This is a genomic window from Mycolicibacterium thermoresistibile (assembly GCF_900187065.1).
GTDB lineage: Bacteria > Actinomycetota > Actinomycetes > Mycobacteriales > Mycobacteriaceae > Mycobacterium > Mycobacterium thermoresistibile.
This window is the reverse complement of sequence record NZ_LT906483.1, coordinates 3,882,229-3,907,389: the sequence shown is the minus strand read 5'-3', so window position 1 is coordinate 3,907,389 and position 25,161 is coordinate 3,882,229. Positions and strand designations below refer to the sequence as shown.

At 69.2% G+C, this 25,161-nt stretch carries 28 protein-coding genes and 1 tRNA gene; 18 read left to right on the top strand and 11 right to left on the bottom strand.

Annotation, left to right across the window (positions count from 1 at the left end):
- Nucleotides 1–55: 55 nt before the first annotated feature.
- Nucleotides 56–643 carry a DUF1707 SHOCT-like domain-containing protein gene (locus CKW28_RS18360; protein WP_040546685.1) on the bottom strand — a complete coding sequence of 196 codons (588 nt, stop codon included), beginning with the start codon at nucleotides 641–643 and terminating at the stop codon, nucleotides 56–58.
- A 343-nt stretch (nucleotides 644–986) separates the two neighbouring features.
- Nucleotides 987–2,156, bottom strand: a complete 1,170-nt coding sequence (locus CKW28_RS18350) for an acyl-CoA dehydrogenase family protein (RefSeq protein ID WP_003925392.1) — start codon at nucleotides 2,154–2,156, stop codon at nucleotides 987–989.
- A 250-nt stretch (nucleotides 2,157–2,406) separates the two neighbouring features.
- Here CKW28_RS18350 and rpmF point away from each other — a divergent pair, with 250 nt between their 5' ends.
- The 7 genes from rpmF to mspA all read left to right on the top strand — a co-directional run bounded on the left by rpmF (nucleotide 2,407) and on the right by mspA (nucleotide 8,243).
- Nucleotides 2,407–2,580: a 50S ribosomal protein L32 gene (gene rpmF, locus CKW28_RS18345; RefSeq protein WP_003925393.1), complete on the top strand. Its 174-nt coding sequence runs from the start codon at nucleotides 2,407–2,409 to the stop codon at nucleotides 2,578–2,580.
- An 81-nt stretch (nucleotides 2,581–2,661) separates the two neighbouring features.
- Nucleotides 2,662–3,348: a response regulator transcription factor gene (locus CKW28_RS18340; protein ID WP_003925394.1), complete on the top strand. Its 687-nt coding sequence runs from the start codon at nucleotides 2,662–2,664 to the stop codon at nucleotides 3,346–3,348.
- Between the two features lie 89 nt (nucleotides 3,349–3,437).
- On the top strand, nucleotides 3,438–4,892 hold the full coding sequence (locus tag CKW28_RS18335) for a HAMP domain-containing sensor histidine kinase (protein ID WP_234784966.1): 1,455 nt from the start codon (nucleotides 3,438–3,440) through the stop codon (nucleotides 4,890–4,892).
- A gap of 114 nt (nucleotides 4,893–5,006) precedes the next feature.
- Nucleotides 5,007–6,344 (top strand): S1C family serine protease, encoded by a 1,338-nt coding sequence (locus tag CKW28_RS18330; protein ID WP_040546688.1) that lies wholly within the window; start codon nucleotides 5,007–5,009, stop codon nucleotides 6,342–6,344.
- Nucleotides 6,345–6,412: 68 nt separating this feature from the next.
- A complete protein-coding gene (locus CKW28_RS18325) occupies nucleotides 6,413–6,910 on the top strand; it encodes a MogA/MoaB family molybdenum cofactor biosynthesis protein (protein WP_040546689.1) in 498 nt (165 codons plus the stop codon).
- 137 nt (nucleotides 6,911–7,047) lie between these two features.
- Complete coding sequence (locus tag CKW28_RS18320; RefSeq protein WP_081475487.1) at nucleotides 7,048–7,233, top strand: hypothetical protein; 186 nt, start codon at nucleotides 7,048–7,050, stop codon at nucleotides 7,231–7,233.
- Between the two features lie 374 nt (nucleotides 7,234–7,607).
- On the top strand, nucleotides 7,608–8,243 hold the full coding sequence (mspA, locus tag CKW28_RS18315) for a porin MspA (RefSeq protein WP_061252255.1): 636 nt from the start codon (nucleotides 7,608–7,610) through the stop codon (nucleotides 8,241–8,243).
- A gap of 95 nt (nucleotides 8,244–8,338) precedes the next feature.
- On the opposite strand, the gene mscL is transcribed toward mspA, so the two are convergent.
- The 4 genes from mscL to CKW28_RS18295 all read right to left on the bottom strand — a co-directional run bounded on the left by mscL (nucleotide 8,339) and on the right by CKW28_RS18295 (nucleotide 10,653).
- Nucleotides 8,339–8,797: a large-conductance mechanosensitive channel protein MscL gene (gene mscL / locus CKW28_RS18310; RefSeq protein WP_003924131.1), complete on the bottom strand. Its 459-nt coding sequence runs from the start codon at nucleotides 8,795–8,797 to the stop codon at nucleotides 8,339–8,341.
- Between the two features lie 89 nt (nucleotides 8,798–8,886).
- Entirely contained in the window at nucleotides 8,887–9,534 is a 648-nt protein-coding gene (locus CKW28_RS18305) for an SAF domain-containing protein (RefSeq protein ID WP_003924130.1), read from the bottom strand.
- 76 nt (nucleotides 9,535–9,610) lie between these two features.
- Nucleotides 9,611–9,937: an FmdB family zinc ribbon protein gene (locus tag CKW28_RS18300; protein WP_081475423.1), complete on the bottom strand. Its 327-nt coding sequence runs from the start codon at nucleotides 9,935–9,937 to the stop codon at nucleotides 9,611–9,613.
- Between the two features lie 71 nt (nucleotides 9,938–10,008).
- Nucleotides 10,009–10,653 carry a 5-formyltetrahydrofolate cyclo-ligase gene (locus tag CKW28_RS18295; protein WP_003924127.1) on the bottom strand — a complete coding sequence of 215 codons (645 nt, stop codon included), beginning with the start codon at nucleotides 10,651–10,653 and terminating at the stop codon, nucleotides 10,009–10,011.
- Nucleotides 10,654–10,722: 69 nt separating this feature from the next.
- Between CKW28_RS18295 and CKW28_RS18290 the strand changes: the two genes are divergently transcribed.
- The 5 genes from CKW28_RS18290 (at nucleotide 10,723) to CKW28_RS18270 (ending at nucleotide 15,175) form a co-directional block, all read left to right on the top strand.
- Complete coding sequence (locus tag CKW28_RS18290) at nucleotides 10,723–11,628, top strand: UTP--glucose-1-phosphate uridylyltransferase (RefSeq protein WP_003924126.1); 906 nt, start codon at nucleotides 10,723–10,725, stop codon at nucleotides 11,626–11,628.
- Between the two features lie 53 nt (nucleotides 11,629–11,681).
- Nucleotides 11,682–12,941, top strand: coding sequence for a molybdotransferase-like divisome protein Glp (gene glp, locus CKW28_RS18285; RefSeq protein WP_003924125.1), 1,260 nt, complete (start codon nucleotides 11,682–11,684; stop codon nucleotides 12,939–12,941).
- A 3-nt stretch (nucleotides 12,942–12,944) separates the two neighbouring features.
- Nucleotides 12,945–13,601, top strand: a complete 657-nt coding sequence (locus CKW28_RS18280; protein ID WP_003924124.1) for a GNAT family N-acetyltransferase — start codon at nucleotides 12,945–12,947, stop codon at nucleotides 13,599–13,601.
- A gap of 233 nt (nucleotides 13,602–13,834) precedes the next feature.
- Nucleotides 13,835–15,046 (top strand): divisome protein SepX/GlpR, encoded by a 1,212-nt coding sequence (gene sepX / locus CKW28_RS18275; RefSeq protein ID WP_003924123.1) that lies wholly within the window; start codon nucleotides 13,835–13,837, stop codon nucleotides 15,044–15,046.
- 53 nt (nucleotides 15,047–15,099) lie between these two features.
- Nucleotides 15,100–15,175, top strand: a tRNA-Ala gene (locus CKW28_RS18270).
- A gap of 82 nt (nucleotides 15,176–15,257) precedes the next feature.
- On the opposite strand, the gene CKW28_RS18265 is transcribed toward CKW28_RS18270, so the two are convergent.
- Nucleotides 15,258–15,797 (bottom strand): TetR/AcrR family transcriptional regulator, encoded by a 540-nt coding sequence (locus tag CKW28_RS18265; protein ID WP_003924122.1) that lies wholly within the window; start codon nucleotides 15,795–15,797, stop codon nucleotides 15,258–15,260.
- A 199-nt stretch (nucleotides 15,798–15,996) separates the two neighbouring features.
- Here CKW28_RS18265 and CKW28_RS18260 point away from each other — a divergent pair, with 199 nt between their 5' ends.
- On the top strand, nucleotides 15,997–17,217 hold the full coding sequence (locus tag CKW28_RS18260; protein WP_003924121.1) for a cytochrome P450: 1,221 nt from the start codon (nucleotides 15,997–15,999) through the stop codon (nucleotides 17,215–17,217).
- 48 nt (nucleotides 17,218–17,265) lie between these two features.
- On the opposite strand, the gene CKW28_RS18255 is transcribed toward CKW28_RS18260, so the two are convergent.
- The gene (locus CKW28_RS18255) at nucleotides 17,266–17,601 is read right to left on the bottom strand and encodes a helix-turn-helix domain-containing protein (protein ID WP_050811882.1); all 336 of its coding nucleotides are present in this window, start codon (nucleotides 17,599–17,601) and stop codon (nucleotides 17,266–17,268) included.
- Nucleotides 17,602–17,838: 237 nt separating this feature from the next.
- Here CKW28_RS18255 and pat point away from each other — a divergent pair, with 237 nt between their 5' ends.
- On the top strand, nucleotides 17,839–18,837 hold the full coding sequence (gene pat / locus CKW28_RS18250) for an acetyltransferase Pat (RefSeq protein ID WP_040546115.1): 999 nt from the start codon (nucleotides 17,839–17,841) through the stop codon (nucleotides 18,835–18,837).
- 1 nt (nucleotide 18,838) lies between these two features.
- Here the strand turns inward: pat and lpqN are convergent, their stop codons facing one another.
- Complete coding sequence (gene lpqN, locus CKW28_RS18245; RefSeq protein WP_003924118.1) at nucleotides 18,839–19,537, bottom strand: envelope biogenesis lipoprotein LpqN; 699 nt, start codon at nucleotides 19,535–19,537, stop codon at nucleotides 18,839–18,841.
- A 244-nt stretch (nucleotides 19,538–19,781) separates the two neighbouring features.
- Here lpqN and CKW28_RS18240 point away from each other — a divergent pair, with 244 nt between their 5' ends.
- The 3 genes from CKW28_RS18240 to CKW28_RS18230 are packed head-to-tail and all read left to right on the top strand — an operon-like array spanning nucleotide 19,782 to nucleotide 22,794.
- Nucleotides 19,782–21,395 (top strand): PE-PPE domain-containing protein, encoded by a 1,614-nt coding sequence (locus tag CKW28_RS18240; RefSeq protein ID WP_081475422.1) that lies wholly within the window; start codon nucleotides 19,782–19,784, stop codon nucleotides 21,393–21,395.
- Between the two features lie 39 nt (nucleotides 21,396–21,434).
- Nucleotides 21,435–22,094 carry a DUF5642 family protein gene (locus CKW28_RS18235; protein WP_003924116.1) on the top strand — a complete coding sequence of 220 codons (660 nt, stop codon included), beginning with the start codon at nucleotides 21,435–21,437 and terminating at the stop codon, nucleotides 22,092–22,094.
- A gap of 28 nt (nucleotides 22,095–22,122) precedes the next feature.
- The gene (locus tag CKW28_RS18230) at nucleotides 22,123–22,794 is read left to right on the top strand and encodes a DUF5642 family protein (RefSeq protein WP_003924115.1); all 672 of its coding nucleotides are present in this window, start codon (nucleotides 22,123–22,125) and stop codon (nucleotides 22,792–22,794) included.
- A 19-nt stretch (nucleotides 22,795–22,813) separates the two neighbouring features.
- Here CKW28_RS18230 and CKW28_RS18225 read toward each other — a convergent pair whose 3' ends face one another.
- Together CKW28_RS18225 and soxR are read right to left on the bottom strand one after the other, a co-directional pair.
- Complete coding sequence (locus tag CKW28_RS18225) at nucleotides 22,814–23,410, bottom strand: alpha-ketoglutarate-dependent dioxygenase AlkB (protein WP_003924114.1); 597 nt, start codon at nucleotides 23,408–23,410, stop codon at nucleotides 22,814–22,816.
- A 33-nt stretch (nucleotides 23,411–23,443) separates the two neighbouring features.
- On the bottom strand, nucleotides 23,444–23,875 hold the full coding sequence (gene soxR / locus CKW28_RS18220) for a redox-sensitive transcriptional activator SoxR (protein ID WP_003924113.1): 432 nt from the start codon (nucleotides 23,873–23,875) through the stop codon (nucleotides 23,444–23,446).
- A 46-nt stretch (nucleotides 23,876–23,921) separates the two neighbouring features.
- Between soxR and arcA the strand changes: the two genes are divergently transcribed.
- Complete coding sequence (gene arcA / locus CKW28_RS18215; RefSeq protein WP_234784953.1) at nucleotides 23,922–25,133, top strand: arginine deiminase; 1,212 nt, start codon at nucleotides 23,922–23,924, stop codon at nucleotides 25,131–25,133.
- The last annotated feature ends 28 nt before the right edge of the window (nucleotides 25,134–25,161 follow it).

Genomic DNA, 25,161 nt, shown 5'->3' with positions numbered 1-25,161 from the left:
GCTCCGGTGAACACCGGCGGGCGGATTCTTTGTCGTCGGCCCGGCCGGACGGCGCTCAGGACGAGCTGATCTTGCGCCGCTTGCGTCTGACCTTGACGTTGCCCAGGAACGCGACGCCGCGAATCCGGACGCAGGGCGCCCCGGGTGTGCCCTCCCCGCTGACCCTCTCGTCGAAGCTGCCCATCACACCGACGCCGCGCAGGTCGACGTTGGCCTCCGGCGGCACCAGGATGGTCTGGCCGCCGCAGATGGAGTAGGACCGGATGACGACCTCCGGTGCGGTGAAGTCGGCGTAACGCAGATCGATCACCCCGCCGCCGAACAGTGCGATCGCGGTCAGCCGGCTCGGAACATTCCACCGTCCCCGCCGCTCGAAGCCGCCCATGATCGCCAGCAGCAATGACGATGGCGCCGGATGCACGGAACCACCGCTGCGTCGCCGCGCGACCACGCCCGGCAGATCGGCGGACAACTGCTCGAGTTCGTCGTAGGTCTTGGCCGCATACGCCTTGGTCAGGCGCTCTTCGTATTCGTCCATCCGCAGGCGTCCCTGCGCGGCGGCATCTGTCAACAGATGCGCCATCTGAATCCGGTCAGTGTCCGCGGCGCGCATTCGCCCGTTCTCCGACGCTGGAGTAGTCATCGGCTACGAGCCTACGACGAACACGGCCACACGCAAGGCCGGTTCGGACCGTGCCCCGGCCGCCGTGGCGAATCCGCTAGCCGGCAAAACCAATCGGTCAGGAACTCGGGGGTCCGATGGTCCCGACCCGATGATCCAGCACCAAGCCGGCCCCGGACCGCCGCAACGACGCCACGGCACGCCCCGGCAGTGGTTGTTTCGCAAACAACGACACGAGCAGATCGGGGAACTGTGTCACCCGCAACACGGTGTGGGCGAGATCCGACTCGGTACCCACTGTGCGATCCCGCAGCCTGGTTCGGCCGGTCGCGCCGGTGGTCAGCAGGCCGGACACCCCGGCGGATCAATACGACCGGGGCAGACCCAGTGAGGTCTGCGCGACGAAGTTGAGGATCATCTCGCGGCTGATCGGGGCGATACGGGCCAGCCGAGAGCTGGTGATCGCCGCGGCGATGCCGTACTCCTTGGTCAACCCGTTGCCGCCCAGGGACTGCACCGCCTGGTCCACAGCCCGGGCCGAGGCCTCACCGGCGGCGTACTTGGCCATGTTGGCGGCCTCGGCGGCCCCGGCGCCGTCACCGAGGTCGTACAGCGCGGCGGCCTTCTGCATCATCAGCTTGGCCAACTCGATCTCGATGTGGTTCTGCGCCAGCGGATGCGCCAAGCCCTGATGGGCGCCGATCGGGGTCCGCCACACCTGCCGGTTCTTGACGTAGTCGACGGCCCGGCCGATCGCGAAGCGGCCCATCCCGATCGCACTGGCGGCGCCCATGATCCGTTCCGGGTTCAGGCCGGCGAACAACTGTGCGAGCGCCGCGTCCTCATCGCCGACCAGTGCGTCGGCCGGCAGCCGCACGTCGTCGAGGAACACCTGGAACTGACTCTCCGGGCTGATCAGCTCCATCTCGATCTTGGTGTAGCTCAGCCCCGGTGCGTCCGTGGGCACCACGAACAGCGCCGGCTTGAGCGATTTGGTCCGCCCCGTGCCGTCCTTCTGGACGCGGCCGACGACCAGCACCGCCTGCGCCTGATCCACCCCGGAGATGAACACCTTCTGACCGCTGAGGATCCAGTCGCCGCCGTCGCGGCGTGCGGTGGTGGTGATGCGATGGGAGTTCGAACCCGCGTCCGGTTCGGTGATCGCGAACGCCATCGTGATCGAACCGTCGGCGATCCCGGGCAGCCAGCGCCGCTTCTGGTCCTCAGTGCCGAACCTGCTGATGATGGTGCCGTTGATGGCGGGGGAGACCACCATCATCAGCAGCCCGCATCCGGCGGCCGACAACTCCTCCATGACCAGCGACAGCTCGTACATGCCGGCGCCGCCACCGCCGTACTCCTCGGGCAGGTTGACGCCCAGGAAGCCGAGCTTTCCCGCCTCGGCCCACAGTTCGTCGGTGTGCTCACCGGCGCGGGCCTTCTCCAGGTAGTAGTCCTGGCCGTAACCGGCGGCCAACTCGGCCGCCGCCCGGCGCAGCGCTCGCTGTTCCTCGGACTCGACGAAGCCGGTCACGGGCCATCTCCTTCTCGGTGTCCGGCACGGGCGGCCGGCCGGCGGCGGCGCAGCTCCCCGTGGGTGTGATGTCGGTCACTGGCGGATGTCCGGTCGACCAACCGGTAGGTTATCGGGTCGGCGCCGGTAAGGCGGGTGGTCGACTTTTTTGGAGGCGACGGCGGCGACCGGTTATTCTTGGAGGTAATTGCCGAGGCCGTTCGTTTTGCGCGGCTGGCACTCCGTACCCCGTAAGAGGAGAAGCTCGATCATGGCTGTGCCCAAGCGCAGAATGTCGCGTGCCAACACCCGGACCCGCCGTGCGCAGTGGAAGGCCGAGACGCCGCAGCTCGTCACCGTCAACGTTGCCGGACGGCAGCACAAGGTGCCCCGCCGGCTGATGAAGGCCGCTCGCCTCGGTCTGATCGATCTGGACCGTCGCTGACCCGGATCATTTTCCCGGCGGCCGACGCCGCCTCGGCGCGCCTCTCAGCCCAATCTCAGGCGGTGGGATGAAACTGTGGCCGTGCGGATACTTGTCGTCGACGACGATCGCGCGGTGCGGGAGTCGCTGCGCCGGTCGTTGTCGTTCAATGGTTACTCGGTCGAACTGGCGGAGGACGGTGTCGAGGCGCTCGACCTGATCGCCAACGACCGGCCCGATGCCGTGGTGCTCGATGTGATGATGCCCCGGCTCGACGGTCTGGAGGTGTGTCGGCAGCTGCGCAGCACCGGCGACGACCTGCCGATCCTGGTGTTGACCGCCCGCGATTCGGTGTCCGAACGGGTCGCCGGTCTGGACGCCGGCGCCGACGACTATCTGCCCAAACCGTTCGCGCTCGAAGAGCTGCTGGCCCGGTTGCGCGCGTTGCTGCGGCGCACCACCCCGGACGATGCGGCCGACTCCCAGAAGCTGACCTTCGCCGATCTGACGCTGGACCCGGTCACCCGGGAGGTGACCCGCGGCAACCGGCAGATCAGCCTCACCCGCACCGAGTTCGCGCTGTTGGAGTTGTTGATCGCGAATCCCCGGCGGGTGCTGAGCCGAAGCCGCATCCTGGAAGAGGTGTGGGGGTTCGATTTCCCCACCTCCGGCAATGCGCTGGAGGTGTACATCGGCTACCTGCGCCGCAAGACCGAAGCGGAAGGAGAGCCGCGCCTGATCCACACCGTGCGTGGTGTGGGTTACGTGTTGCGTGAGACACCGCCCTGATGACGTTCGCCCAGCCCTATCCGCCGTCGCCTCCGCAGCGGCAGGCGACGTCACAGCCGGCCAGTTCGCTGTCGCTGCGCTGGCGCGTCATGCTGCTCGCGATGTCGATGGTCGCGATGGTCGTGGTGTTGATGTCCATCGCGCTGTACGCGGTGGTGTCGCGTGCGCTGTACAACGACATCGACAATCAGCTGCACAGCCGGGCCCGTCTGCTGATCGAGAGCGGATCGCTGGCCGCCGACCCGGGCCGCGCCATCGAGGGCACCGCCTACTCCGATGTCAACGCGATGCTGGTCAACCCGGGCCGCTCCATCTACACCGCCAACCAGCAGGGTGAGGCGCTGCCGTTGGGCGAGCCGGAGCGGCAGGTACTCTCCGGTGAGCTGGTGATGTCGCTGCGCACCGCCGATCAGCAACGGGTGCTGGCGATCCACCTCAGCAACGGCAGTTCACTGCTCATCTCCAAGAGCCTGGCGCCCACCATGGAGGTGCTCAGACGGTTGGGCACGGTGTTGCTCATCGTCGGCGGGATCGGGGTGGCGGTCGCTGCGATCGCGGGCGGCATGGTGGCACGGGCCGGACTGCGGCCGGTGTCGCGGCTCACCGAGGCCGCCGAACGGGTCGCGCGCACCGACGATCTGCGGCCCATCCCGGTGGTCGGCAGCGATGAACTCGCGCGGCTCACCGAGGCGTTCAACATGATGCTGCGGGCGCTGGCCGAGTCACGCGAACGGCAGGCCCGGCTGGTGGCCGACGCCGGGCACGAACTGCGCACCCCGCTGACGTCGCTGCGCACCAACGTCGAACTGCTGATGGCCTCGCAGCAGCCGGGAGCGCCCGGATTGCCCGAGGAGGAGATGGCCGGGCTGCGCGCCGACGTCATCGCGCAGATCGAGGAATTGTCAACGTTGGTGGGGGATCTGGTGGACCTCACCCGTGACGACGCCGGCGGCGTGATCCACGAGCCGGTCGACATCGCCGACGTGGTCGACCGCAGCCTGGAACGGGTTCGACGCCGCCGCAACGACATCGACTTCGACATCGAGGTGGTCCCCTGGCAGGTCTACGGTGACGCGGCCGGGCTGAGCCGCGCGGTGATGAACCTGCTCGACAACGCCGCCAAATGGAGCCCGTCCGGCGGCCGGGTCGGGGTCCGGCTGACCCAGGTCGACCCGGTGCACGCCGAACTGGTGGTGTCCGACCACGGCCCGGGCATCCCGCCGCAGGAACGCCGGCTGGTCTTCGAGCGGTTCTACCGGTCCACCACCGCGCGGTCGATGCCCGGATCCGGTCTGGGGCTGGCGATCGTCAAACAGGTCGTGCTCAAACACGGTGGGACACTGCGGGTCGAGGACACCGTCCCCGGCGGGCAGCCGCCGGGCACCTCGATACATGTGGTGCTGCCCGGTCGGCCGCTGTCCGGCGTACCGCCGGCTTCGCAGGAGCCGCAACCGCCCCAGCACGCGCCCGGCGCGGACCCGCACGCGCCGACACAAACCGGTAACGACGCTGTGCAATCGGTGTTCACCGCCGAGAATAAGTGAGAGATTCGGCGAGCAACTCTAAGTCGATTCTCAGCACGCCCCGGGCACCGTGCGGAGACGTTGTTCGTTGATCAGATCGACGGAGTTCACCGAAGAGGAAGAGCACGCAGCGCCATGACGAATCACCCGAGGTATTCGCCGCCATCTCCGCCGGGCCGTCGGCCCGGCGGTCCCGAGTCGACGGCGGTTCCCGGTTACCCGGGCGTGCAGCGCCGCGACCCCTACCAGCAGACCCCCTACGGCTATGACTGGCGGTATGCGACGCAGCAGCAGTTCCCGCCGTCGTACCAGCCGTACCGCAATGGGGCCGCGCAGCCGCCGACTCCCTCGGGAGGTGACCGAAAGCCCTCGCGTGCAGGACTTTTCGCCGGTGCACTGGCCATCGCCGTGGTGTCCGCCGGAATCGGCGGCGGGGTGGCCACCCTGGCCCAGCCGGAGCGCCCCGCCGACTACTCGAGTCTGTCCGACGCCGCCTCCGCGGTTCCGGCGGCCAGCATCCCGCCGGGCACCGTCGAACAGGTGGCGGCCAAGGTGGTGCCCAGCGTGGTCAAGCTCGAGACCGAACTCGGCCGTGCGACCGAGGAGGGGTCAGGCATCATCCTGTCCTCCGACGGGCTGATCCTGACCAACCATCACGTGGTGTCCGCCGCGGTGCGCGAACCCGGCCGCACCGACGCCCAGACCCCCAACGTCCGGACCAAGGTCACCTTCGCCGACGGTCGCACCGCCCCGTTCACCGTCGTGGGCAGCGACCCGAGCAGCGACATCGCCGTCGTCCGCGCGACCAACGTCACCGGGCTGACCCCCGTCACGCTCGGATCGTCGGCCGATCTGCGCGTCGGCCAGGACGTCGTCGCGATCGGTTCGCCGCTGGGGCTCGAGGGCACCGTCACCACCGGGATCGTCAGCGCGCTGAACCGTCCGGTCGCCGCCGGCGGGGACGCCCGCAACCAGAACACCGTGCTGGACGCGATCCAGACCGATGCCGCGATCAACCCGGGTAACTCCGGCGGTGCGCTGGTCAACATGAACGGTGAACTGGTGGGGGTGAACTCGGCGATCGCCACCCTGGGCGGCGGAGTGGCCCAGACCCAGAGCGGCTCCATCGGTCTGGGCTTCGCCATACCGGTCGACCAGGCCAAACGCATCGCCGATGAACTGATCAAACACGGCAGGGCCACCCATGCGTCGCTGGGCGTGCAGGTCAGCAACGAGGCGGGCACCGACGGTGCCATGATCGTCGAGGTCACCGAAGGCGGTGCGGCCGCGGCCGCCGGCCTGCCGGCCGGGGTGGTCGTGACCAAACTCGACGACCGGTTGATCAACAGCGCCGATGCATTGGTGGCGGCGGTGCGATCCAAGGCGCCCGGCGACACGGTCACCCTGACCTACGTCGAGGGCTCCGGAAAGCCGCGGACCGTCGACGTCACGCTCGGGAAGATGCAGCGGTGATCCGGCGCGGGAACGGACAGCTGACCGTGGTCGCACCATGGCCGGGCTCCGGATATACGGTTGCACCCATGGAAAAGCCTGTGGAGATGGTCGGCCGGGCATTGGTGGTCGTCGTCGACGACCGCACCGCACACGGTGACGAAGAAGATCACAGCGGACCCCTGGTCACCGAACTCCTCAACGAGGGCGGTTTCGTCGTCGACGGGGTGATCGTGGTGTCCGCCGACGAGGTGGAGATCCGCAACGCCCTCAACACCGCGGTCATCGGTGGCGTCGACCTGGTGGTCTCGGTCGGTGGTACCGGCGTGACCCCGCGCGATGTCACCCCGGAGGCCACCCGGGAGCTGCTCGACCGCGAACTGCTCGGCATCGCCGAGGCGTTGCGGGCGTCGGCATTGCAGGCCGGTATCGCCGACGGCGGTGTCTCCCGTGGGCTTGCGGGCGTGTCCGGCAGCACGCTGGTGGTCAACCTGGCCGGTTCCCGGGCCGCGGTGCGTGACGGGATGGCGACCCTGATCCCGTTGGCCACCCACATCATCGGCCAGCTATCAAGCTTGGAAATCTAACCGATTCGAATTCTGCGGATCCGGACCGCGTCGCGGGTGACCAGATCTGAGCCGAGATCGGGCTCAGCGGTCGCCCGCATCGTGTTTTTGCAGGTCGATCCCGTTACTCCGGTGTGAACACCACATGAACCGGAAATGTGATCTTCATCACAGGAGGTCTGATCGTGAACTCGCCTCACAGTAAACAACGCGACTCAGTTAACAAGATATTCGGCGATCCCCTGGCCGAGGGCCGGGTCGAGGACCCCGAACCGCGGTCGCCGGAAGAAGCCGCCGAGCATGACCGCTGGCTGCGCGACAATGTTCCGCCGCATCATGATTGATGCGGCATCGGACTGAAAGGCCAGGAAATCACTTGCCGCCGGGCGAATCTCACCGGGTGAATCGCCGGTGTCCGGCCCGCTCCGCCGACCGTGCGACACCGTCCGGAAGCGCCGCAGAAGTCACCGGCTGATGCGAACGTAGCAAACACCGCGCCGGATCAGCCGTCATCGCACCCGCGCCGCTTCCCGTTGCCGGGTACAGGCGGCGCCGTTATGTTCCTCGTGGTTTCAACGATGAGGAGAACAAGAGGACGGCATGCAGATATTCCGTTCGATCCGCATGACGTTCTCGACCGGTGTGGTGGCGCGGCAGGCCACGCTCAGGAGGCAACAACGGTGAACCGCCGATCACCGTCGACACGGCTAGGGAGAAGATGAAGGCAATCAGTCGGGTGCTTATCGCGATGGCGACCGCTGTCGCGGCGCTGGTGGTGAGCCCGGGGACGGCCCATGCGGGCTTGGACAATGAGCTGTCTCTGGTCGACGGTCAGGATCGGACGCTGACGGTGCAGCAGTGGGACACCTTCCTCAACGGGGTGTTTCCGCTGGACCGCAACCGGCTGACCCGGGAGTGGTTCCACTCCGGCCGCGCCAAGTACCGCGTCGAGGGACCCGGCGCCGAGGACTTCGAGGGCACCCTGGAACTGGGCTATCAGATCGGGTTCCCGTGGTCGCTGGGCGTGGGCATCAACTTCAGCTACACCACCCCCAACATCCTGCTCGACGGCGGCGACATCACCGGCCCGCCGTTCGGGCTGGACTCGGTGATCACCCCGAACCTGTTCCCGGGGGTGTCGATCTCGGCGGATCTGGGCAACGGTCCCGGCATCCAGGAGGTCGCCACGTTCTCCGTCGACGTGGCCGGCCCCGAGGGCGGGGTCGCGGTGTCCAACGCCCACGGCACCGTCACCGGTGCGGCCGGCGGGGTACTGCTGCGGCCGTTCGCCCGGCTGATCGCCTCCACCGGCGACAGCGTCACCACCTACGGCGAACCCTGGAACATGAACTGACACAATCGTTTTCACCAGATGCGGCCCCCGGGGAACCCCGGGGGCCGCGTCGTGTCTCGGGCGGTGTGCGCGGGCGGCCGTTTCGGGCCGCCTGGTCAGGTCCTGTCGGCGCTGGTGGTCTCGGCGGTGTCCGGGCTCGGGCCGGTGCCGGGGCCGCTGACGTGTTTTCCGCTGGACCCGTTGGTGTCGGCGAGCAGGTCGCGGATCTCGGTCAGCAGGCTCAACTCGGTGTCCTGGGCCTGCTCCACCTCGCCCCGGGCCCGCAGCTTGTTGTAGGGCAGCACGACCAGGAAATAGACCACCGCAGCGACGATCACGAAGTTGATCAGCGCGGACAGCAGGATGTTCAGGTCGATGGCCTGGTCGCCGCCGATGGGGATGCGCAGGACGCCGATGTCGGTTTCCCCGGTCGCCCCGATCCTGTTGATCAACGGCTGGATGACGCTGTCGGTGAAGCGGGTGACCAGTCCGGTGAACGCGGTGCCGATGACGACCGCCACCGCGAGATCGACGATATTGCCACGGGCGAGGAACTCCTTGAAACCCTTCAACATGCGCAAGACCCCTTCCGGCCTGAGTTCTGTCCAGAGTTCTGGTTTGTGAAACCGCACGTTACGCCCGTCACCGCGGGGCAGTGGGCAACTCAGTGGAACGTGATCGTGACGGCATCGACCAGTGCCGCGGCCGCGACATCGTTGGCGGTGTGGGCCGGCACCGCCACCAGCACCACCCGGTCGCCACCGGTCCGGGGTTTCTCCGACACCAGCACCACCACCGCGGCGGCCGCCAGCAGATGGGTCCGGGCGTCGGTGGTCGGCGCCCCGGTCGCCGCGCCGAGGACATCGATGACGTCGCCCACCCGGATCAGATCGGTCAGCGCGGGGTCGGACAGCGCGAGGGGCACGATGCGGGCGCCGGGGCCGGCCGCCGACTCGGCCAGCCGAGGGCCCAGCAGGCGGACATCGGTGAGCACTTCGCCGCGGCGCGCCGGACCGGCCAGCCGCGCGCCGAGCACGGTGTCCGGGTCTGCGGTGGCGCCGTCCGGGACGTCGGCGGCGAGCCGCCGTTCCAGGCGTACGTCGTCAGCACCGAGTTCCACACCGGGCGCCAGATCACGGGCGGCGACCACCACCTCGGCGCGTTCACCCCGCGGGTCCGCCCGCAACGCGGCCACCGCCGCGAGAACGACGAGTAGTCCGGCGGCGAGGCGTCGCGCGGCGACGGTACGGGTCCAGTCGGGCCGCAGGGCGAGCAGCCGGTGCGACACCGACGGGTTGAGGGAATCCCGCATTCCGCCACGCTAGGCGGCGCCACCGGGGAGGCGGGCGGGCCGGATCAGCTGTTGGGGACGTACCCGGGGTTGTGGATCAGCTCGAGGCGGCCGCGGCCGGAGCGGATGACGAGCTGGACGAGTCGCTCGACTTGGAGCCCCCGTTCGACGAGCTCGACGAGCCGGACTCCGCAGAGCTCGACGAACTCGACGAGCCGGACGAGCTCTTGGCGCTCGACGAGCTGTCCGCACGGCTGTCGTTGCGGTAGAAACCGCTGCCCTTGAACACCACCCCGACGTTGCCGAAAATCTTCCGCAGCCGGCCGGAGCACTTCTTGCACGTCGTCAACGCGTCATCGGTGAACGCCTGCACCGCGTCGAACCGGTCGCCGCACTCGGTGCACGCATAGGAATAGGTAGGCACGGAAAACCTCCGAATCGCAATTCTGCTAGCACTCTAGCGGGTCAAGTGCTAGAACCGCCACGTGGGCTTGGTCATTCCGCCGAGCGGGGTCCCGGCCGGGCCGGGGAATCATCCCTGCTCAGCGGGACCAGCCCGCGTCGCGGGGTCAGGGCGTGGGTCATCACCACATCGTGGGGTTCGGCGGGGAGACGCTCGACGAGTTCGTCGTCGCGTACCACCGCCACCAACAGCGCCGAGGCGGCCGCCGACGGCAACGTGCGGTCATAGAAGCCGGCGCCCCGGCCCAGCCGCACCCCGGTCCGGTCGACGGCCAGCGCGGGCACCAGGATGACCGCCGCATCGGCCACCGAGTCCGCCGCCAGCCACGGCGGCGCCGGTTCGAGCAGACCGTAGTCCGCGCGGACCAGATTGTCGCGACGGTACTCCGCCCACTGCAGCGGCGCCGGCGCCCCGTCCTCGTCGTGCCGGACCACCGGAAGCAGCACCCGGGCTGCGACGGCATGCAGGGCCTCGACCAACTCCAGCGATCCGGGTTCGGCGCCGACGGGCACGTAGGCGCAGACCGTCTCATCGGCGTGAACCAGCCGCCGGACATGGCGGGCCAGCGCAGCGGCCTCCTCGGCGCGCACCTCGGCGGTCACCGCTCGGCGGGCAGCGAGCAACCGGCGGCGCAGCTGTTGCTTCGCCTCCTGCCGTTCCGTCGATGACGTCTCCACGGAGTTCAGAATCGCATTTCCGCGCTCGTGGCCGTCCCTCGCCCGGACGGCCGCGTTAATGTGTGAACGATGAGTGAGTCTCGGGCCCCCGTTCCCCGCACCGCCGTCGTCCCCGCCGCCGGGCTGGGGACGCGGTTCCTGCCGGTCACCAAGACCGTGCCCAAAGAACTCCTGCCGGTGGTGGACACTCCGGGCATCGAGCTGGTGGCCGAGGAGGCCGCCGAAGCCGGCGCCCAGCGGCTGATCATCATCACCTCGGAAGGCAAGGACAGCGTGGTCGCCCACTTCGTCCAGGACCTCGTCCTGGAGGGCGTCCTGGAGGCCCGCGGCAAGAAGACGATGCTGGAAAAGGTCCGCCGCGCACCGGAACTGATCCGGGTCGAGTCGGTGATCCAGCAGGAGCCCCTCGGCCTGGGCCATGCGGTCAGCTGCGTCGAGTCGTCCCTGGAGCCCGACGAGGACGCGATCGCGGTGCTGCTGCCCGACGACCTGGTTTTGCCGACCGGCATCCTGGAGACCATGTCGCGGGTGCGCGCCAAGCGCGGCGGTTCGGTGCTGTGCGCGATCGAGGTGCCGGGCGACGAGATCAGCGCCTACGGCGTTTTCGACGTCGAACCGGTGCCCGACTCCACGAATCCGGACGTGCTGCGGGTCAAGGGCATGGTGGAGAAGCCCAAACCCGAGGACGCGCCGTCCCCGTACGCCGCGGCCGGCCGCTATGTGCTCGACCGCGCGATCTTCGACGCGTTGCGCCGGGTGCCGCGCGGCGCCGGCGGCGAGATCCAGCTGACCGACGCGATCGCGCTGCTCATCGAGGAGGGACACCCGGTGCATGCGGTCGTGCACCGCGGAACCCGACACGACCTGGGAAATCCTGGCGGGTACCTGAAGGCTGCGGTTGACTTTGCGTTGGAGCGCGACGATTACGGACCCGACCTGCGCGAGTGGCTGCTGGAGCGGCTGGGCCTGACCTGACCCCAGCGAGCCGGCCACGCTTCGGGTCCACGACGACGGGAGAAAGGCGTGTTGTGCGTTCGGTGGAGGAGCAGCAGGCTCGAGTAGCTGCCGCAGCGGTGGCGCCCCGCCCGGTCCGGGTCGCCATCGCCGAAGCTCAGGGCTTGATGTGCGCCGAAGAAGTCGTCACCGAGCGTCCGCTACCCGGATTCGACCAGGCCGCGATCGACGGTTACGCGGTCCGCAGTGTCGATGTGCTCGGGGTGGGCGGCGGCCCGGACGGTGAAGAGGGTCCGGACAGGCAGGTCAGCCTGCCCGTGATGGCCACGATCGAGGCCGGGTCGCGTACCCCGACGCGGCTGCAGCCGAAGCAGGCGGCGCGGATCCAGACCGGCGCCCCGATGCCCACCCTCGCCGATGCCGTGCTGCCGCTGCGCTGGACCGACGGCGGTGAGAAGCGGGTGCGGGTGCTGCGCGGGGTGCGGTCGGGCGCCTACGTCCGGCGCACCGGTGACGACGTGCAGCCGGGTGATGTCGCGGTGCGCGCCGGCACCATCATCGGCCCGGCGCAGGTGGGTCTGCTCGCCGCGGTGGGCCGGGAACGGGTGCTGGTGCACCCCCGGCCCCGGCTCTCGGTGATGTCGGTCGGCGGGGAACTGGTCGACATCTCCCGAACCCCGGGCAACGGTCAGGTCTACGACGTCAACTCCTACGCGCTGGCGGCGGCCGGGCGCGACGCCGGCGCCGAGGTGAACCGGGTCGGCATCCTCGACCCCGACCCCAAGGAACTGCGCGAGGTCATCGAGGGTCAGGTCAACCGGTCCGAGGTGGTGGTGATCGCCGGCGGGGTGGGCGGCGCGGCGACCGAACCGGTCCGCCGGGTGCTGTCCGAACTCGGCGAGATGGAGGTGACCCGCATCGCCATGCACCCCGGATCGGTCCAGGGCTTCGGACAACTCGGCCGCGACGGGGTGCCGGTGTTCCTGTTGCCGGCCAACCCGGTGAGCGCCCTGGTGGTGTTCGAGGTGATGGTCCGGCCGTTGATCCGGATGGCGCTGGGCAGACGTCATCCGATGCGGCGCATCGTCAAGGCGCGCACGTTGTCGCCGATCGTCTCGGTGCCCGGGCGCAAGGGTTTCCTGCGGGGTCAGCTCATGCGTGACCACGAGACCGGGGAGTACCTGGTGCAGACGCTCGGCGGCGCGTCCGGCGCGTCGTCGCATCTGCTGGCCACCCTGGCGGAGGCCAACTGTCTGGTGATCGTGCCCGCCGAGACCGAGGAGGTCCGTACCGGCGAGATCGTCGACGTCGCTTTCCTGGCTCAGCGTGGCTGAGGAGTGAACCTGTTCAGATCCAGTGCGGCGCATCCGGGGTGGCCGATCCCGGCGGGACCGCTGCGTGTGAAGGCCGGCGTGATCGGGCTGCGTCCGATCCGGATGCGTGACGCCGCGGTGTGGAGCCGGCTCCGGCTGGCCGACCGGGCGCATCTGGAGCCGTGGGAGCCCGCGACCGGGATGGATTGGGAAACGCGCCATGCGATCTCGTCGTGGCCGTCGATCTGCTCCGGTCTGCGGGCGGAGGCCCGTAAGGGCCGGTTGCTGCCGTATGTGATCGAACTCGACGGGCGGTTCGTCGGCCAGTTGACGATCGGCAACGTCACCCACGGGGCGCTGCGCTCGGCGTGGATCGGGTACTGGGTGGCCAGCGCGGTCACCGGTGGCGGGGTGGCGACCGGTGCGTTGGCGCTGGGGGTCGATCACTGCTTCAGCCGGGTGGGCCTGCACCGGGTGGAGGCGACCGTGCGGCCGGAGAACGCCGCCAGCCGGGCGGTGCTCGCCAAGGTCGGCTTCCGCGAGGAGGGGCTGCTGCGGCGCTACCTCGACGTCGACGGCGCCTGGCGCGATCACCTGCTGGTGGCGATCACCGTCGAGGAACTCACCTCGGGCAGTGCGACCGCCGCACTGGTGAAGCACGGCCGCGCCGAGTGGGTGTGACGCGCTCGAGTCGCGCCCCGTCTGCCGGTTTTGCGTTCAGGGCTGTGGTTCGTCGGCGATCACGACCCTGAAGGCAATCTTGAGCACCCTTGCGCACCGGGTCTGTGACGGATGTGACACGAGTTACAGATGGTGCTTGATGTGGGTGAATTACAGGTGTGTAATTGTCTCGGCGCGTCGGCGACTGATGCGCTGGTCGCGGACCTAGCCTGAAGGGGAAAGGAGCAGGCTGCATGCCAAGCATCCCCCAATCTCTGCTGTGGATCTCGCTGGTCATTCTGTGGCTCTTCGTCCTGGTGCCCATGTTGATCAGCAAGCGCGATGCGGTGCGCCGGACCAGCGACGTCGCCCTGGCGACGCGAGTCCTCACCGATGGGCGTAACTCCCGGTTGATGCGGCGCGGCCCGGCGGCCGGGCATCGCAGTGATCCCGACTGGCAGGCGTTCGACGATCAGCTCGAGGACGACTTCGACGACGCTTTCGACGATCGCGAGGCCGAACTGCCCACCCGGCGGCCCGTGGTGGTGGCGGCCTCGAAGGTCTCGCCCGACGCCGACGAGGACGAACCCGACTACCTCGATGTCGATGTGATCGAGGAGGACTCCGGCGCGTTGCCCGTCGGCGCCAGTGCAGCCGAAGAACCCGGATCCGATGAGCAGCGCGTCGAGTCGGCCGCTGGGGTCGATGAAGTCGACGATGTCGAGGTGGACGCCGAGGCCGAAGGCGAGGCGGAGGCCGAGGCCGCCGAGGTCCAGGCCGAGGGCGACGATCCCGTCGACGACGTTGCCGACGACGTTGCCGAAGACATTGCCGAAGACGTTGTCGACGACATTGCCGAAGACGTTGCCGACGAGGCTGTCGACTCCCGCGACGACTCCCACGAAGGCGAGGACGGCTCCCAGGAAGACGAGGCTGCTGCCGACCAGCGGGGCGGCGAGTACGAATACGTCGACGACTCGTCCGGGCTGGAGGCGCCGGCCGACCCCGACTCGGTGGCGGCCGACCCGGTGACTCCGCCGCGGCGCCGGCGCTACGAGTCGAAGACCGCCGCTGCGGTCGCCGCGCGCAAGTACCGGTTCCGGCAGCGCATGGTGACCACCCTGGCGACTGCGATGCTGGTATCCGCGCTGGTCGCCTTCTTCCTCACGCCGACGGCGTGGTGGGTCTGCGGGGCCTTCGGTTCAGCGGTGTTCCTGTATCTGGCCTATCTGCGCCGGCAGACCCGCATCGAGGAGGATCTGCGCCGTCGCCGCGCCCAGCGGCAGGCCCGGTCCCGGCTGGGGGTGGCCAACACCCGCGATCGCGACTACGAGGTGGTGCCGGCCCGGTTACGGCGACCGGGGGCCGCGGTGCTCGACATCGACGACGAGGACCCGATCTTCGAGCATCTCGACTACGCGCCGGTCGCCGATCCCTACGATCTGCCGCGCGCGGCGGGGCAGTAGCCGCCTGATTTCGGCAGTACGCGGATCGGCTGGTAACCTGCATACCGGCATAAGGGGCTATGGCGCAGTTGGTAGCGCGACTCGTTCGCAACGAGTAGGTCAGGGGTTCGATTCCCCTTAGCTCCACCACAGATCAGCTGCGGCTGACGGATGCGGTCGATCACGGGGTGGCCGATGCCGGGCCGAACCCGTTCGGCGGCAACGGAAACCCTCAACCGAACGCCGGCGCCACGAACCGCCGGATCGTCTGCTCCTCGAGGCGGGGGTCCGCCATCGGCCAGTACGCCATCGATATCACCACCCGCACGATCCAGCGGGCCGCCTCCGGATCGTCGGTGATCCCGGTGAGTTCGGCGGCGAGCCGACTCAGCGCCGGGGACTCGTGCAGTTCGCCCACGTCCGGGGAGTTGTCCGCGGTCAGCATCACCCGCCGCAACGGCGCGGACCGGATCTGCTCGAGCGCCACGGTGATCGCGGTGACGATGCGGTCCTGACCGTGCAGACCGTCGACGGCTCTGCGCACGGTCTCGACGATGCCGGCGGCCAGCCGGGTGAGCACCACATCGCGGATCTTCGCCTTGCCGCCGGTGTAGCGGTAGACGGTCGCGCGCGAACAGTGCACCCGGGCGGCCAGGGTGTCGACATCGAGGGCGTCGAGCCCACGGCGGAGCACGAGTTCGGTCGCGGCCGCATAGATGCGCTCGGCGGCGGCGTCATGCCGGTCGCCGACCAGCCAGTCGGTGCGGGCCACGGGCCTCCTTCAACTGCTCGGACGGTTGCGACAACGAGAACACATTTTCTCAGTCTTGAGACAGCGGTTCACCGGAAGCGCGGAATACACGCAGATCAGCAATATCTGCTGAGACAGAACGACGCCCCATCGGCCACCGGCTATCGCAACTTCCCCGCGGCTGGTTGACCGGCCCGCGCCCACCGCGCACCGTGAAGGAATGGCAACCACCGACGCCGGCCTGGGCCTCGCCCTCTTCGACGATCAGTTCATCCAGAACCCGCATCCGCTGTACGCGCGGATGCACCGGGAGGGGCCGGTCCATCGCATCGGCGCCTCGGACTTCTACGCCGTCAGCAGCTGGGCCGCGGTCACCGAGGCCGTCGCCCGCCCGGAGGACTTCTCGTCCAACCTGACCGCCACGATGATGTACGAACCGGGCGGGGAGATCCGGCCGATCCCGATCGGCGAAGTCGGCGGCCCAACCCAGGCGCTCGCCACCGCCGACGAGCCGTCGCACACCGTCCACCGCAAGCTCCTGTTGCCGCAGTTGGCGGCCAGACGCATCCGCGCATACCAGCCGTTCATCGCCGAGACCGCTACGGCGCTGTGGAACACCGGCCTCGGCGACGGCCGGATCGAGTGGATGGGCGCGATGGCCAACCGGCTGCCGATGATGATCGTCGCCAGGATCATCGGCGTGCCCGACACCGACGTCGACAAGCTCATCCGCTGGGGCTACGCCGCCACCCAGGTCGTCGAGGGCCTGGTGACGCAGGAGAAGCTGGACGACGCCGCGGCCGCGGTGCTCGAACTCGGCGGCTACATCACCGACCAGTTCCGCCGGGCCGCCGACGACCCGCAGGACGATCTGCTGGGAGACCTCGCCACCGCCTGCGCGTCCGGTGACCTCGACGACGTCACCGCCCTGGCGATGATGGTCACCCTGTTCAGCGCCGGCGGCGAGTCCACCGCCTCGCTGATCGGCTCGGCCGCCTGGATTCTCGCCACCCGCCCCGACATCCAGCAGCGCCTGCGCGACGCGCCCGACCTGCTCGGCGCCTTCCTCGAAGAAGTGCTGCGGTACGAGCCCCCGTTCCGCGGCCACTACCGACACGTCCTGCGTGACACCGAGTTGTGCGGTGTCGAACTGCCGGCCGGCTCGCGGCTACTGCTGTTGTGGGGAGCCGCCAACCGGGATCCGGCACGCTTCGCCGACCCGGACGAGTTCAGCCTCGACCGCGCCGACGGCAAGGCGCACATCAGCTTCGGGAAGGGCATCCACTTCTGCGTCGGTGCGGCTCTCGCCCGGCTGGAAGCCCGCATCGTGCTCGAGCGGCTGCTCGAGCACACCACGACGATCACCGCAGCCCGCACCGGCCGCTGGCTGCCCAGCCTGCTGGTCCGGCGCCTCGAGGAGTTGCATCTGGTCTGCGGTTGACGCACCGGGCATTCAGGGCGCTTCAGCGCGCCCAGCCGGCCGCCGGGATCACGCGGTGTGGTATTTGCGCCGGCGCATGCGCGGGGTGAGCGCGATCGGCGCGACCGCCGCGGGCGGAGAATCGGTCTGTTGCAGATACTCTTCGAGCTCCGCACGCGTCATCAGTCCGAACCGCACCATCAGATCGGGATAGCTGAGCTCGAAACGGTCGGCCACTTTGCGCAGCTCGTCGGCGTTCGGGAAGTCGTCTTCCTTGATCCGCCGGTAGTACGTGCTGCTGGAGATGCCCAGCGCGTCACAGATCGCGCTGGTGTCGACACGGCCGTCCAACAGGTATTCCAGCAAAGTACGGAACTGGCGGCCGTTCTCGTCTGTACGTGGCACATCCTCACTCTAATGGAAACCTGGCAACATCTGTTAATTATCGTTGCAACCCCGCGAACGCGGCGGCGGAGGTCCGGATCCGGCACTCGCGCACCCGGGGGTGGGCCGGTTCGCATTCACGCCGGCGACGTGATCTTGTGCGACCACCACTCTCCGGGCCTCGTCCCCTCGTAGCCTGGGTGCGGGTACACAGCAGCGAGGCGTGGCACCCGCAATGGGCGGCAGGGGACTGGCTCGATGACGAAAGTGACGACGGCGAACGCCGAGAATCTGGCCGGCCTGGAACTGTTCGCCGGATACGACGGCGAGGCGCTGCGACCCTTGGCGGCGCTTTTGCGTCCGCTGACCGCGGAGCCCGGCACCGTGCTCATGCACCAGGGCGAACCCGCGGTGCACTTTCTGTTGATCGGATCGGGACGGGTCGAGATCACCCACACCGGACCGGACGGTGCGGTCGTCGTCACCGAGGTCGGACCCGGGGTGATCGTCGGCGAGATCTCGCTGCTGCGGAACGCCCCGCGGACCGCGACCGTGGTGGCGGCCGAACCGCTGTCCGGCTGGATCGGGGACCGGGAGGCGTTCTCGGTGATGCTGGGCATCCCCGGGTTCGCCGACACCCTGGTCAAGATCGCCCGGCAGCGGCTGGCGTCGTTCATCACGCCGATTCCGGTGCGGATGCGGGACCGGACCCGGCTGTTCCTGCGGCCGGTGCTGCCCGGCGATGAGGCCAAGACCAGGGAGGGCCACGTCGAGTTCTCCAACGAGACGCTGTACCGGCGCTTCATGAGCATGGGGCAGCCCAACTCGGCGCTGATGCACTATCTGTTCGCCGTCGACTACGTCGACCACTTCGTCTGGGTGCTGACCGACACCCCGGACGGCGTGGTGGTGGCCGACGGTCGGTTCGTGCGTGACCACGCCGATCCGGGCACCGCCGAAGTGGCGTTCCTGGTCGCCGACGATTATCAGGGCCGCGGTGTCGGCTCGTTTCTGATGGACGCCCTGGCGGTGGCGGCGACCTGCGCCGGCGTCCAGCGGTTCACCGCGCAGGTGCTCGTGGACAACTACCCGATGCGCCGCATCCTGGACCGATTCGGCGTGCACTGGGAGTTCGCCGACAACAACGTCGTCAGCACCGTGTTCGACGTGCCCAAGCTGCGCGACCTGTCGCTGTCGCCCCGGCTGTACCGCCGGATCTACGACATGGCCCGGCAGGTGGTCCGCGCCGTCGGCTGAGTCAGAACGTGATCCGGGTCTGCTCGTCGAGGAACCGGGTGGCGTTCAGCAACTGCTCGGCGTGCTCGGCGGGGGCGTCGGCGTTGAGTTGCATCACGTACACCGCGTCGGCGGCGGGGATGACGACCGTCTTCTGCCCGACGACCCGCTCGACACCGTCCTTGTCGTAACGGCCGCCGATCTGGACCGCGTCGAAACCGCTCAGCGTGGTGGCGGTGCCGGCACCGCCGTCGAAGCCGGGCAGGTTCCGCAGCTCCGCGGGTGCGAACTCCAGAACCCGGTCGGCATCGACGTCGCCGGTCAGCTTCGACATCAGCACGACGATGCTGGGCGGGTCGTCGGCGACCGCGGGATCGCCCGACACCAACGCCGCCCACGCCCAGCCCGGCGCCCGATCGGTCGCGTTCGACCACCCCGGCGGGGTCGGTAACGACACGTTCGGGGCGCCGGGGTCGCCGGGACGTGCCGTCGTCTCGTCGATGTCGTGGTCCCGGATGTAGTCGACGATGGTGTAACCCGACGCCCCGGCCTGCGCCCCGGCCTGCGCCGCCGACGTCGTCGTCATCGTCGCCGATGCCGTCGCCCCGCCGGTGTCGGGAGGCATGACCGTCTGATCGTCGGCGGTGGACCCGCACGCCGCCAGCGCCGCGGCTGCGGCCACCGCGGCGATGCGGGTCGCGCGGCGTGCGGTCCTGCTCATCGGTTCCCCTCGTTGATCTGCGCAAAGCGTACGGCGCTCGGCCGGCGGGCAGAGGTGTTTCGGGCACGGTCGAATCGTTGACTTTGCAAGAATGCCGTCAGCAATCGCTGCATTGTGTCGGTGCCATTCGCCATAATCAGAGCGCACCGTGATCGACTGGGGGAAACGGGGTCGAGATCACGGTGGCGATCGTGAGTTTCGGCAACGTCAAACCACGTTGCGGTGGCTTCGGTGGGGGGGAATCATGGTGGTTACCGGTGGGGTCCGTGCGACGGTGCGGTCGGCGGTTCTGGTCGGCTGCGTGCTCACCACGGTGCTGGCGCTGGCCTGGGTGTCGCCGATGCCGGCGATGGTGCAGGTGCTGGCCAAGACGATGTTGGTCATCGGGGGCACCGGTCATCCGCTCGTGGATCCGTCCGGCCCCGGCCGGCCGGTCGACGGATGGCCCTATCCCAGCCGCCCGCTCGGTGAACCGGGCATGGCGACCGAGGGCGACGGCGCCCCGGCCGGATATGTCCTGCTGGTCCACGACAACTTCGTGGTGCCGGGCGGGACCGACGGGCACCGGTACCGCGCCGTGGCGGTGTACACACCGCAGGAGTTCTTCCCGGTGGCCGGCAGCAGGACGTTCAACGACTCGGTCACCGACGGTTTCGCCAACACCGTCAACTGCGCCCACAGCTCGGCCGGCTGCATCGCCCACATCTACCCCGACACCGACGTCGGACTCACGGACCCGGTGGCCGACGACGACGGTTCCGGCGTGGTGGTCGTCGGCTACTCCCAGAGCGCGGTGATCGCCTCGCTGGTCAAACAGCATCTGCTCGACAATCCCGACCGTGCTCCCGGGACGTCGTTTGTGCTGCTGGGTAATCCGATGCGGCCCAACGGTGGTCTGTTGCAGCGCCTTCCGCGGGGGATGACGATCCCCATCCTCGATGTCACCGCCTTCGGCCCGACTCCGACAAACAGCTGCGACGAGCAGGGGGAGAACTGCGCGCATCCCACCCTGGACGTCGCGGTGCAGCACGACGCGCTCGGCGGCGACTTCCCGATCTATCCGTTGCATCTGCCGGCGGTCGCCAACTCGCTGCTGTCCTATGCACTGCTGCACGGCACGATGCCCGAACAGCATCTGGATGACGCTGTGCCGCAGGGTGTCCACGGCGACACCACGTACTACCTGCTGCCGACCGACCTGGTGCCGCTGCTGATGCCGTTCGAGGGTGTGGTCCCGCGGCCGATCCTGGTCGCCCTCGACGAACCGTTGCGGGTACTCATCGAGGGCGGCTACCGCCGCGACATCAGCCCGGGCGAGCCCACCCCGGCGTATCTGATCCCGGTCATCAACCCGGTCTCGTTGACGGTGAACCTGATTCGCTCGGTGCCGGTGGGGTTGGACAACGGCATCGAAGAACTCACCGGTGAGCGGCCGCTGGGCACCACCGATCCGGGGCCGTACGGGGTCGGCGGCGACGACGCGGACCTGCGCGGCCTGCCCGCCGGGCTGGTGCCGTTGGGGTCGACGTCGCCGACGCCGATCCTGCCGGAGACCGCTGCGCCGGCTGCGGAAAAGCCGGCCATGCGTGTGGATTCCGGGACGCCGAAGCCGATCATCCGCACCGCCGCACCGTCGGCCCCGCTGCTGCGCACCCCGCGCCCGCCCGCCGGTGAACGGCTGGGCGAACGGCTGGGGGAGCGGCTGAATCAGCGGAGGGGACCGATTCTCGACGCATCCCGGCTCCTCCGGCCGGGACGTGCCGCCGCCGGCCGGGGTGTGACGGACACCGGCAGGCCCGGGCCCGTCGACGCCGCGCCGAACCCCGAATCCGACACGAAGTCCCAGGAGCAGCCCTGACACCCGATCCGGCTCGCCCCGGCGTGGTATCAACAGCGAATGCGCCTGTTGGTTGCCGGTGCGGTGACCGTGCTCGCGGTGGCGGCCTGCGGAGCGGCCACCGAGCCGCCGGACGCCCCGCCGGCCGGTGAGCCGTCGCGGCCGGTCGTCATCGATCCGCCCCGCATCAACCGGGCCCGCGGGCATCTGCCACCCGACTACGAGGGCGCTCCGCTGCCACAACCCGCGGCCCCCGCGACGTTCTGGAGCCTCGGGCCCGGTTGGTCGGCCGAACCACCGCAGTGTGCCGCGCTGGCCGACCCGGCCGGCGCCGACGCGACCGCACACGGCTGGTCGGCCTCCGGTGCCGGCGGCATCGTCTACGCGATGGTGGCTTCCGCGCCCGGCCCACCGGACCCGGATGTCCTCGCCCACTGCGGGCAGTGGACCGTCACCGCCGAGAACACCGACGGCACCGTGACGTCGACCCCGGCCCCACCCGTGGCCGACGCCGTCACGGTCGCGATGGCGACCACCGTGCGCACCGTCGTCGAAGGCGGGACGACCACGATCACCCGGGCCGACACCGTCAGCGCCTACCTGGACGGACACGTCGTGGTCGTCGCGATCGTCTCCGACCCGGGGCTGCCCGAACCGCCGCTCGGCGACGACTACGCCGCGACGCTGCTGACCGAAACGGTTTCGGAGTTACGGGTTTGACGGGCACCCGCCGGGTACATTGACGGCGATGTTGAAGCTGAAGTCAGCGCTCGTCGTGGCGCTGGTGCTCACCGGGCTGACGGCCTGCAGCACCGACGACGCCGAGCAGGACGCCCCGCAGGCCGATATCACCAGGATCCACACCCTCGGGGAGGGCTTCGGTCCCGAGTTCAAGGTGACCGAGGTGCCCAAGGCCGGTATCGATCCGCGGCTGTTCGAATCCCAGCCCATTCCGCCAGGTTTGACGTTCGACCCGCCGGAATGCGATCAGTTCGGCAGCAATCGGCTGCTGGAACCCGGGCTGCAGGGCAACATGGCCGCGATCACCGCTGAAGGGGAGGGCAACCGGTTCATCGCCATCGCGCTCGAGACGTCCGAGCCGATCTCGCTGAACAAGCCGGCCGACAACTGCAAACGGGTCACCTTCGACGGGCCCAACGCCGGCGGGGTGGTGGAGAACGTCGAGTCGCCCCAGATCGACGGGGCCGAGACGGTGGGAACGCACCGCACGCTGGAGACCCGGTTCGCCGGGCAGCAACCCAACCGCGGTGAGGTCTTCAGCTATGTGGCCAGTTTCGACAACTACGCGGTGATCGTCACCGCCAATCCGCTGGTGCTGCCGGATCAGCCGGTCGAACCGGTCGACACCGAACGGGCGCGCAACCTGCTCGTCGACGCGGTCGACGCGGTGCGCGGCTGAGGCGCCGCCGGCGCCGGGCTCAGCGCACGCCGCGCGGGCGGAACTGGATGCTGATCCGCGGCCCGGTCGGTTTGGTGGTCTTCGGCACCGAGTGTTCCCAGGTGCGCTGACACGAGCCACCCATCACCAGCAGATCACCGTGGTTGAGCGGAAACCGCAGGCTGCGCCCACCGCCCTTCGGCCGCATGGCCAGCGTCCGAGTGGCGCCCAGGCTGACGATCGCCACCATGGTGTCCTCGGTGCGGCTGCGGCCGATGGTGTCGCCGTGCCAGGCGACACTGTCCGAGCCGTCGCGGTAGTAGGCCAGACCGGCGGTCACGAACGGTTCGCCCAGCTCGCCGGCGTACGCGTCGTTGAGGCGGCGGCGCATCTGCTTGAGCCGGGGATGCGGCGCCGGCTCGTCGACCAGATTGTGGAAGCTGACCAGCCGCGGAACGTCGACCATGCGGTCGTACATGTGCCGGCGCTCGGCGCGCCAGGGAATCACCTCGACCAGTTCGTCGAACAGCGTGTCGGCGTCGGTGAGCCAACCACAGCGCACCTCGACCCAGGCGCCGTCGCCGAGCATGCGACGCTCGTCGTAATCGAAAAGCGAGCCCTGAAGAGCCAGCCCCATAACCCTCAGGTTATCGCACAGGCGTTCGAAGTGTCACAACCGTGCGGCGCCCGGTCCCCGGGCGGCCAGTGCGTCGTCCGGGTTGCTCAGGGCACAGGTTTTCAGGCTCAGGCAGCCGCAGCCGATGCAGTCGGCGAGGTTGTCGCGCAACCGTTGCAGGTGCAGGATGCGTTCGTCGAGGTCGGCGCGCCAGCCGGCGGACAACTCCGCCCAGTCCTTGCTGGTCGGCACCCGGTCGGAGGGCAGGGTGGCCAGCGCCTCGCGGATGCGGGCCAGCGGGATACCGAGCCGCTGCGACATCCGGATGAACGCCACCCGGCGCAGCATCTCCCGGGGATAGCGGCGCTGGTTGCCCGCGGTGCGCCGGCTGGTGATCAGCCCTTCGCGCTCGTAGAAGTGCAGCGCGGAGACCGCCACCCCGCTGCGGGCTGACATCTCACTGGGGGTCAGCTCGTGCGCTCCCATGACCTGAACAATAGTTGAGGTCGGGATTGCCGCTAAGTTGCTAACTGTGACATCTGCACCGCCGTTGGGTCTGGACTCCGAGGTCGGCAGGCTGCGGGTCATCATCGTGCACCGGCCGGGCGCCGAATTGATGCGGCTGACCCCGCAGAACAGTGACGCGTTGTTGTTCGACGGCCTGCCCTGGGTGAGCAAGGCCCAGGAGGAGCACGACGAGTTCACCGCGTTGCTGCGTTCCCGCGGTGTCGAGGTGCTGCTGCTCGCGGATCTGCTGACCGAGGCGCTGGGCCACAGCGGGGCGGCCCGGATGCACGGCATCGGCGCGGCGGTCGATCCGCGACGGCTGGGAATTCCGCTGTCCCAAGAGCTTTCGTCCTATCTGCGGACTCTGGAGCCGGCCGAGCTGGCGCATGTGCTGATCGCCGGGATGACGTTCGACGAGCTGCCGTTCGGGCCGGGGGAGCTGTCGCTGGTGCGGCGCATGCACCACGGCGGCGACTTCGTCATCGAGCCGCTGCCGAACCTGGTGTTCACCCGCGACTCGTCGTTCTGGATCGGCCCACGGGTGGCGATCACGTCACTGGCGTTGCCGGCGCGCAGCCGGGAGACCTCGCTGACCGATGTGATCTATGCGCACCATCCCCGGTTCCTCGGGGTGCGCCGCGCGTACGAATCGCGGTCGGCGCCGGTCGAGGGCGGCGACGTGCTGCTGCTGGCGCCCGGGGTGGTGGCGGTGGGGGTGGGCGAGCGCACCACGCCCGCCGGTGCGGAAGCGTTGGCGCGCAGCCTGTTCGACGACGATCTGGCGCACACCGTGCTGGCGGTGCCGATCGCGCAGGGCCGCGCGCAGATGCACCTGGACACCGTGTGCACGATGGTCGACGTGGACGCGGTGGTGATGTACCCGAATGTGGTGGACTCGTTGTCGGCGTTCACGATTCGCCGCCGGCCCTCCGGCGTGGCGATCGACGACGAGGCGCCGTTCCTCGAGGCCGCGGCCAGGGCGATGGGGATCGACCGGTTGCGGGTGATCCCGACCGGGCTCGATCCGGTGATCGCCGAACGCGAGCAGTGGGACGACGGCAACAACACGCTGGCCATCGCGCCCGGTGTGGTGATCGCCTACGAACGCAATGTGGAGACCAACGCCCGGCTCGAGGCCGCCGGTATCGAGGTGTTGGCCGTCGCGGCGTCCGAACTCGGCACCGGCCGCGGCGGCCCCCGCTGCATGTCCTGCCCCGCCGCGCGCGACCCGATCTGACCGTTGTCGATTTTGCGTCCACGGCTGT

What these genes read in the sequence shown, in the direction of transcription:
- CKW28_RS18360 (WP_040546685.1), bottom strand. Translation starts at nt 643, where the DNA reads ATGACTACTCCAGCGTCGGAGAACGGGCGAATGCGCGCCGCGGACACT.
- rpmF (WP_003925393.1), top strand. Translation starts at nt 2,407, where the DNA reads ATGGCTGTGCCCAAGCGCAGAATGTCGCGTGCCAACACCCGGACCCGC.
- CKW28_RS18335 (WP_234784966.1), top strand. Translation starts at nt 3,438, where the DNA reads ATGCTGCTCGCGATGTCGATGGTCGCGATGGTCGTGGTGTTGATGTCC.
- CKW28_RS18330 (WP_040546688.1), top strand. Translation starts at nt 5,007, where the DNA reads ATGACGAATCACCCGAGGTATTCGCCGCCATCTCCGCCGGGCCGTCGG.
- CKW28_RS18325 (WP_040546689.1), top strand. Translation starts at nt 6,413, where the DNA reads ATGGAAAAGCCTGTGGAGATGGTCGGCCGGGCATTGGTGGTCGTCGTC.
- mspA (WP_061252255.1), top strand. Translation starts at nt 7,608, where the DNA reads ATGAAGGCAATCAGTCGGGTGCTTATCGCGATGGCGACCGCTGTCGCG.
- mscL (WP_003924131.1), bottom strand. Translation starts at nt 8,797, where the DNA reads ATGTTGAAGGGTTTCAAGGAGTTCCTCGCCCGTGGCAATATCGTCGAT.
- CKW28_RS18305 (WP_003924130.1), bottom strand. Translation starts at nt 9,534, where the DNA reads ATGCGGGATTCCCTCAACCCGTCGGTGTCGCACCGGCTGCTCGCCCTG.
- CKW28_RS18290 (WP_003924126.1), top strand. Translation starts at nt 10,723, where the DNA reads ATGAGTGAGTCTCGGGCCCCCGTTCCCCGCACCGCCGTCGTCCCCGCC.
- sepX (WP_003924123.1), top strand. Translation starts at nt 13,835, where the DNA reads ATGCCAAGCATCCCCCAATCTCTGCTGTGGATCTCGCTGGTCATTCTG.
- CKW28_RS18260 (WP_003924121.1), top strand. Translation starts at nt 15,997, where the DNA reads ATGGCAACCACCGACGCCGGCCTGGGCCTCGCCCTCTTCGACGATCAG.
- pat (WP_040546115.1), top strand. Translation starts at nt 17,839, where the DNA reads ATGACGAAAGTGACGACGGCGAACGCCGAGAATCTGGCCGGCCTGGAA.
- lpqN (WP_003924118.1), bottom strand. Translation starts at nt 19,537, where the DNA reads ATGAGCAGGACCGCACGCCGCGCGACCCGCATCGCCGCGGTGGCCGCA.
- CKW28_RS18240 (WP_081475422.1), top strand. Translation starts at nt 19,782, where the DNA reads ATGGTGGTTACCGGTGGGGTCCGTGCGACGGTGCGGTCGGCGGTTCTG.
- CKW28_RS18235 (WP_003924116.1), top strand. Translation starts at nt 21,435, where the DNA reads ATGCGCCTGTTGGTTGCCGGTGCGGTGACCGTGCTCGCGGTGGCGGCC.
- CKW28_RS18230 (WP_003924115.1), top strand. Translation starts at nt 22,123, where the DNA reads ATGTTGAAGCTGAAGTCAGCGCTCGTCGTGGCGCTGGTGCTCACCGGG.
- CKW28_RS18225 (WP_003924114.1), bottom strand. Translation starts at nt 23,410, where the DNA reads ATGGGGCTGGCTCTTCAGGGCTCGCTTTTCGATTACGACGAGCGTCGC.
- soxR (WP_003924113.1), bottom strand. Translation starts at nt 23,875, where the DNA reads ATGGGAGCGCACGAGCTGACCCCCAGTGAGATGTCAGCCCGCAGCGGG.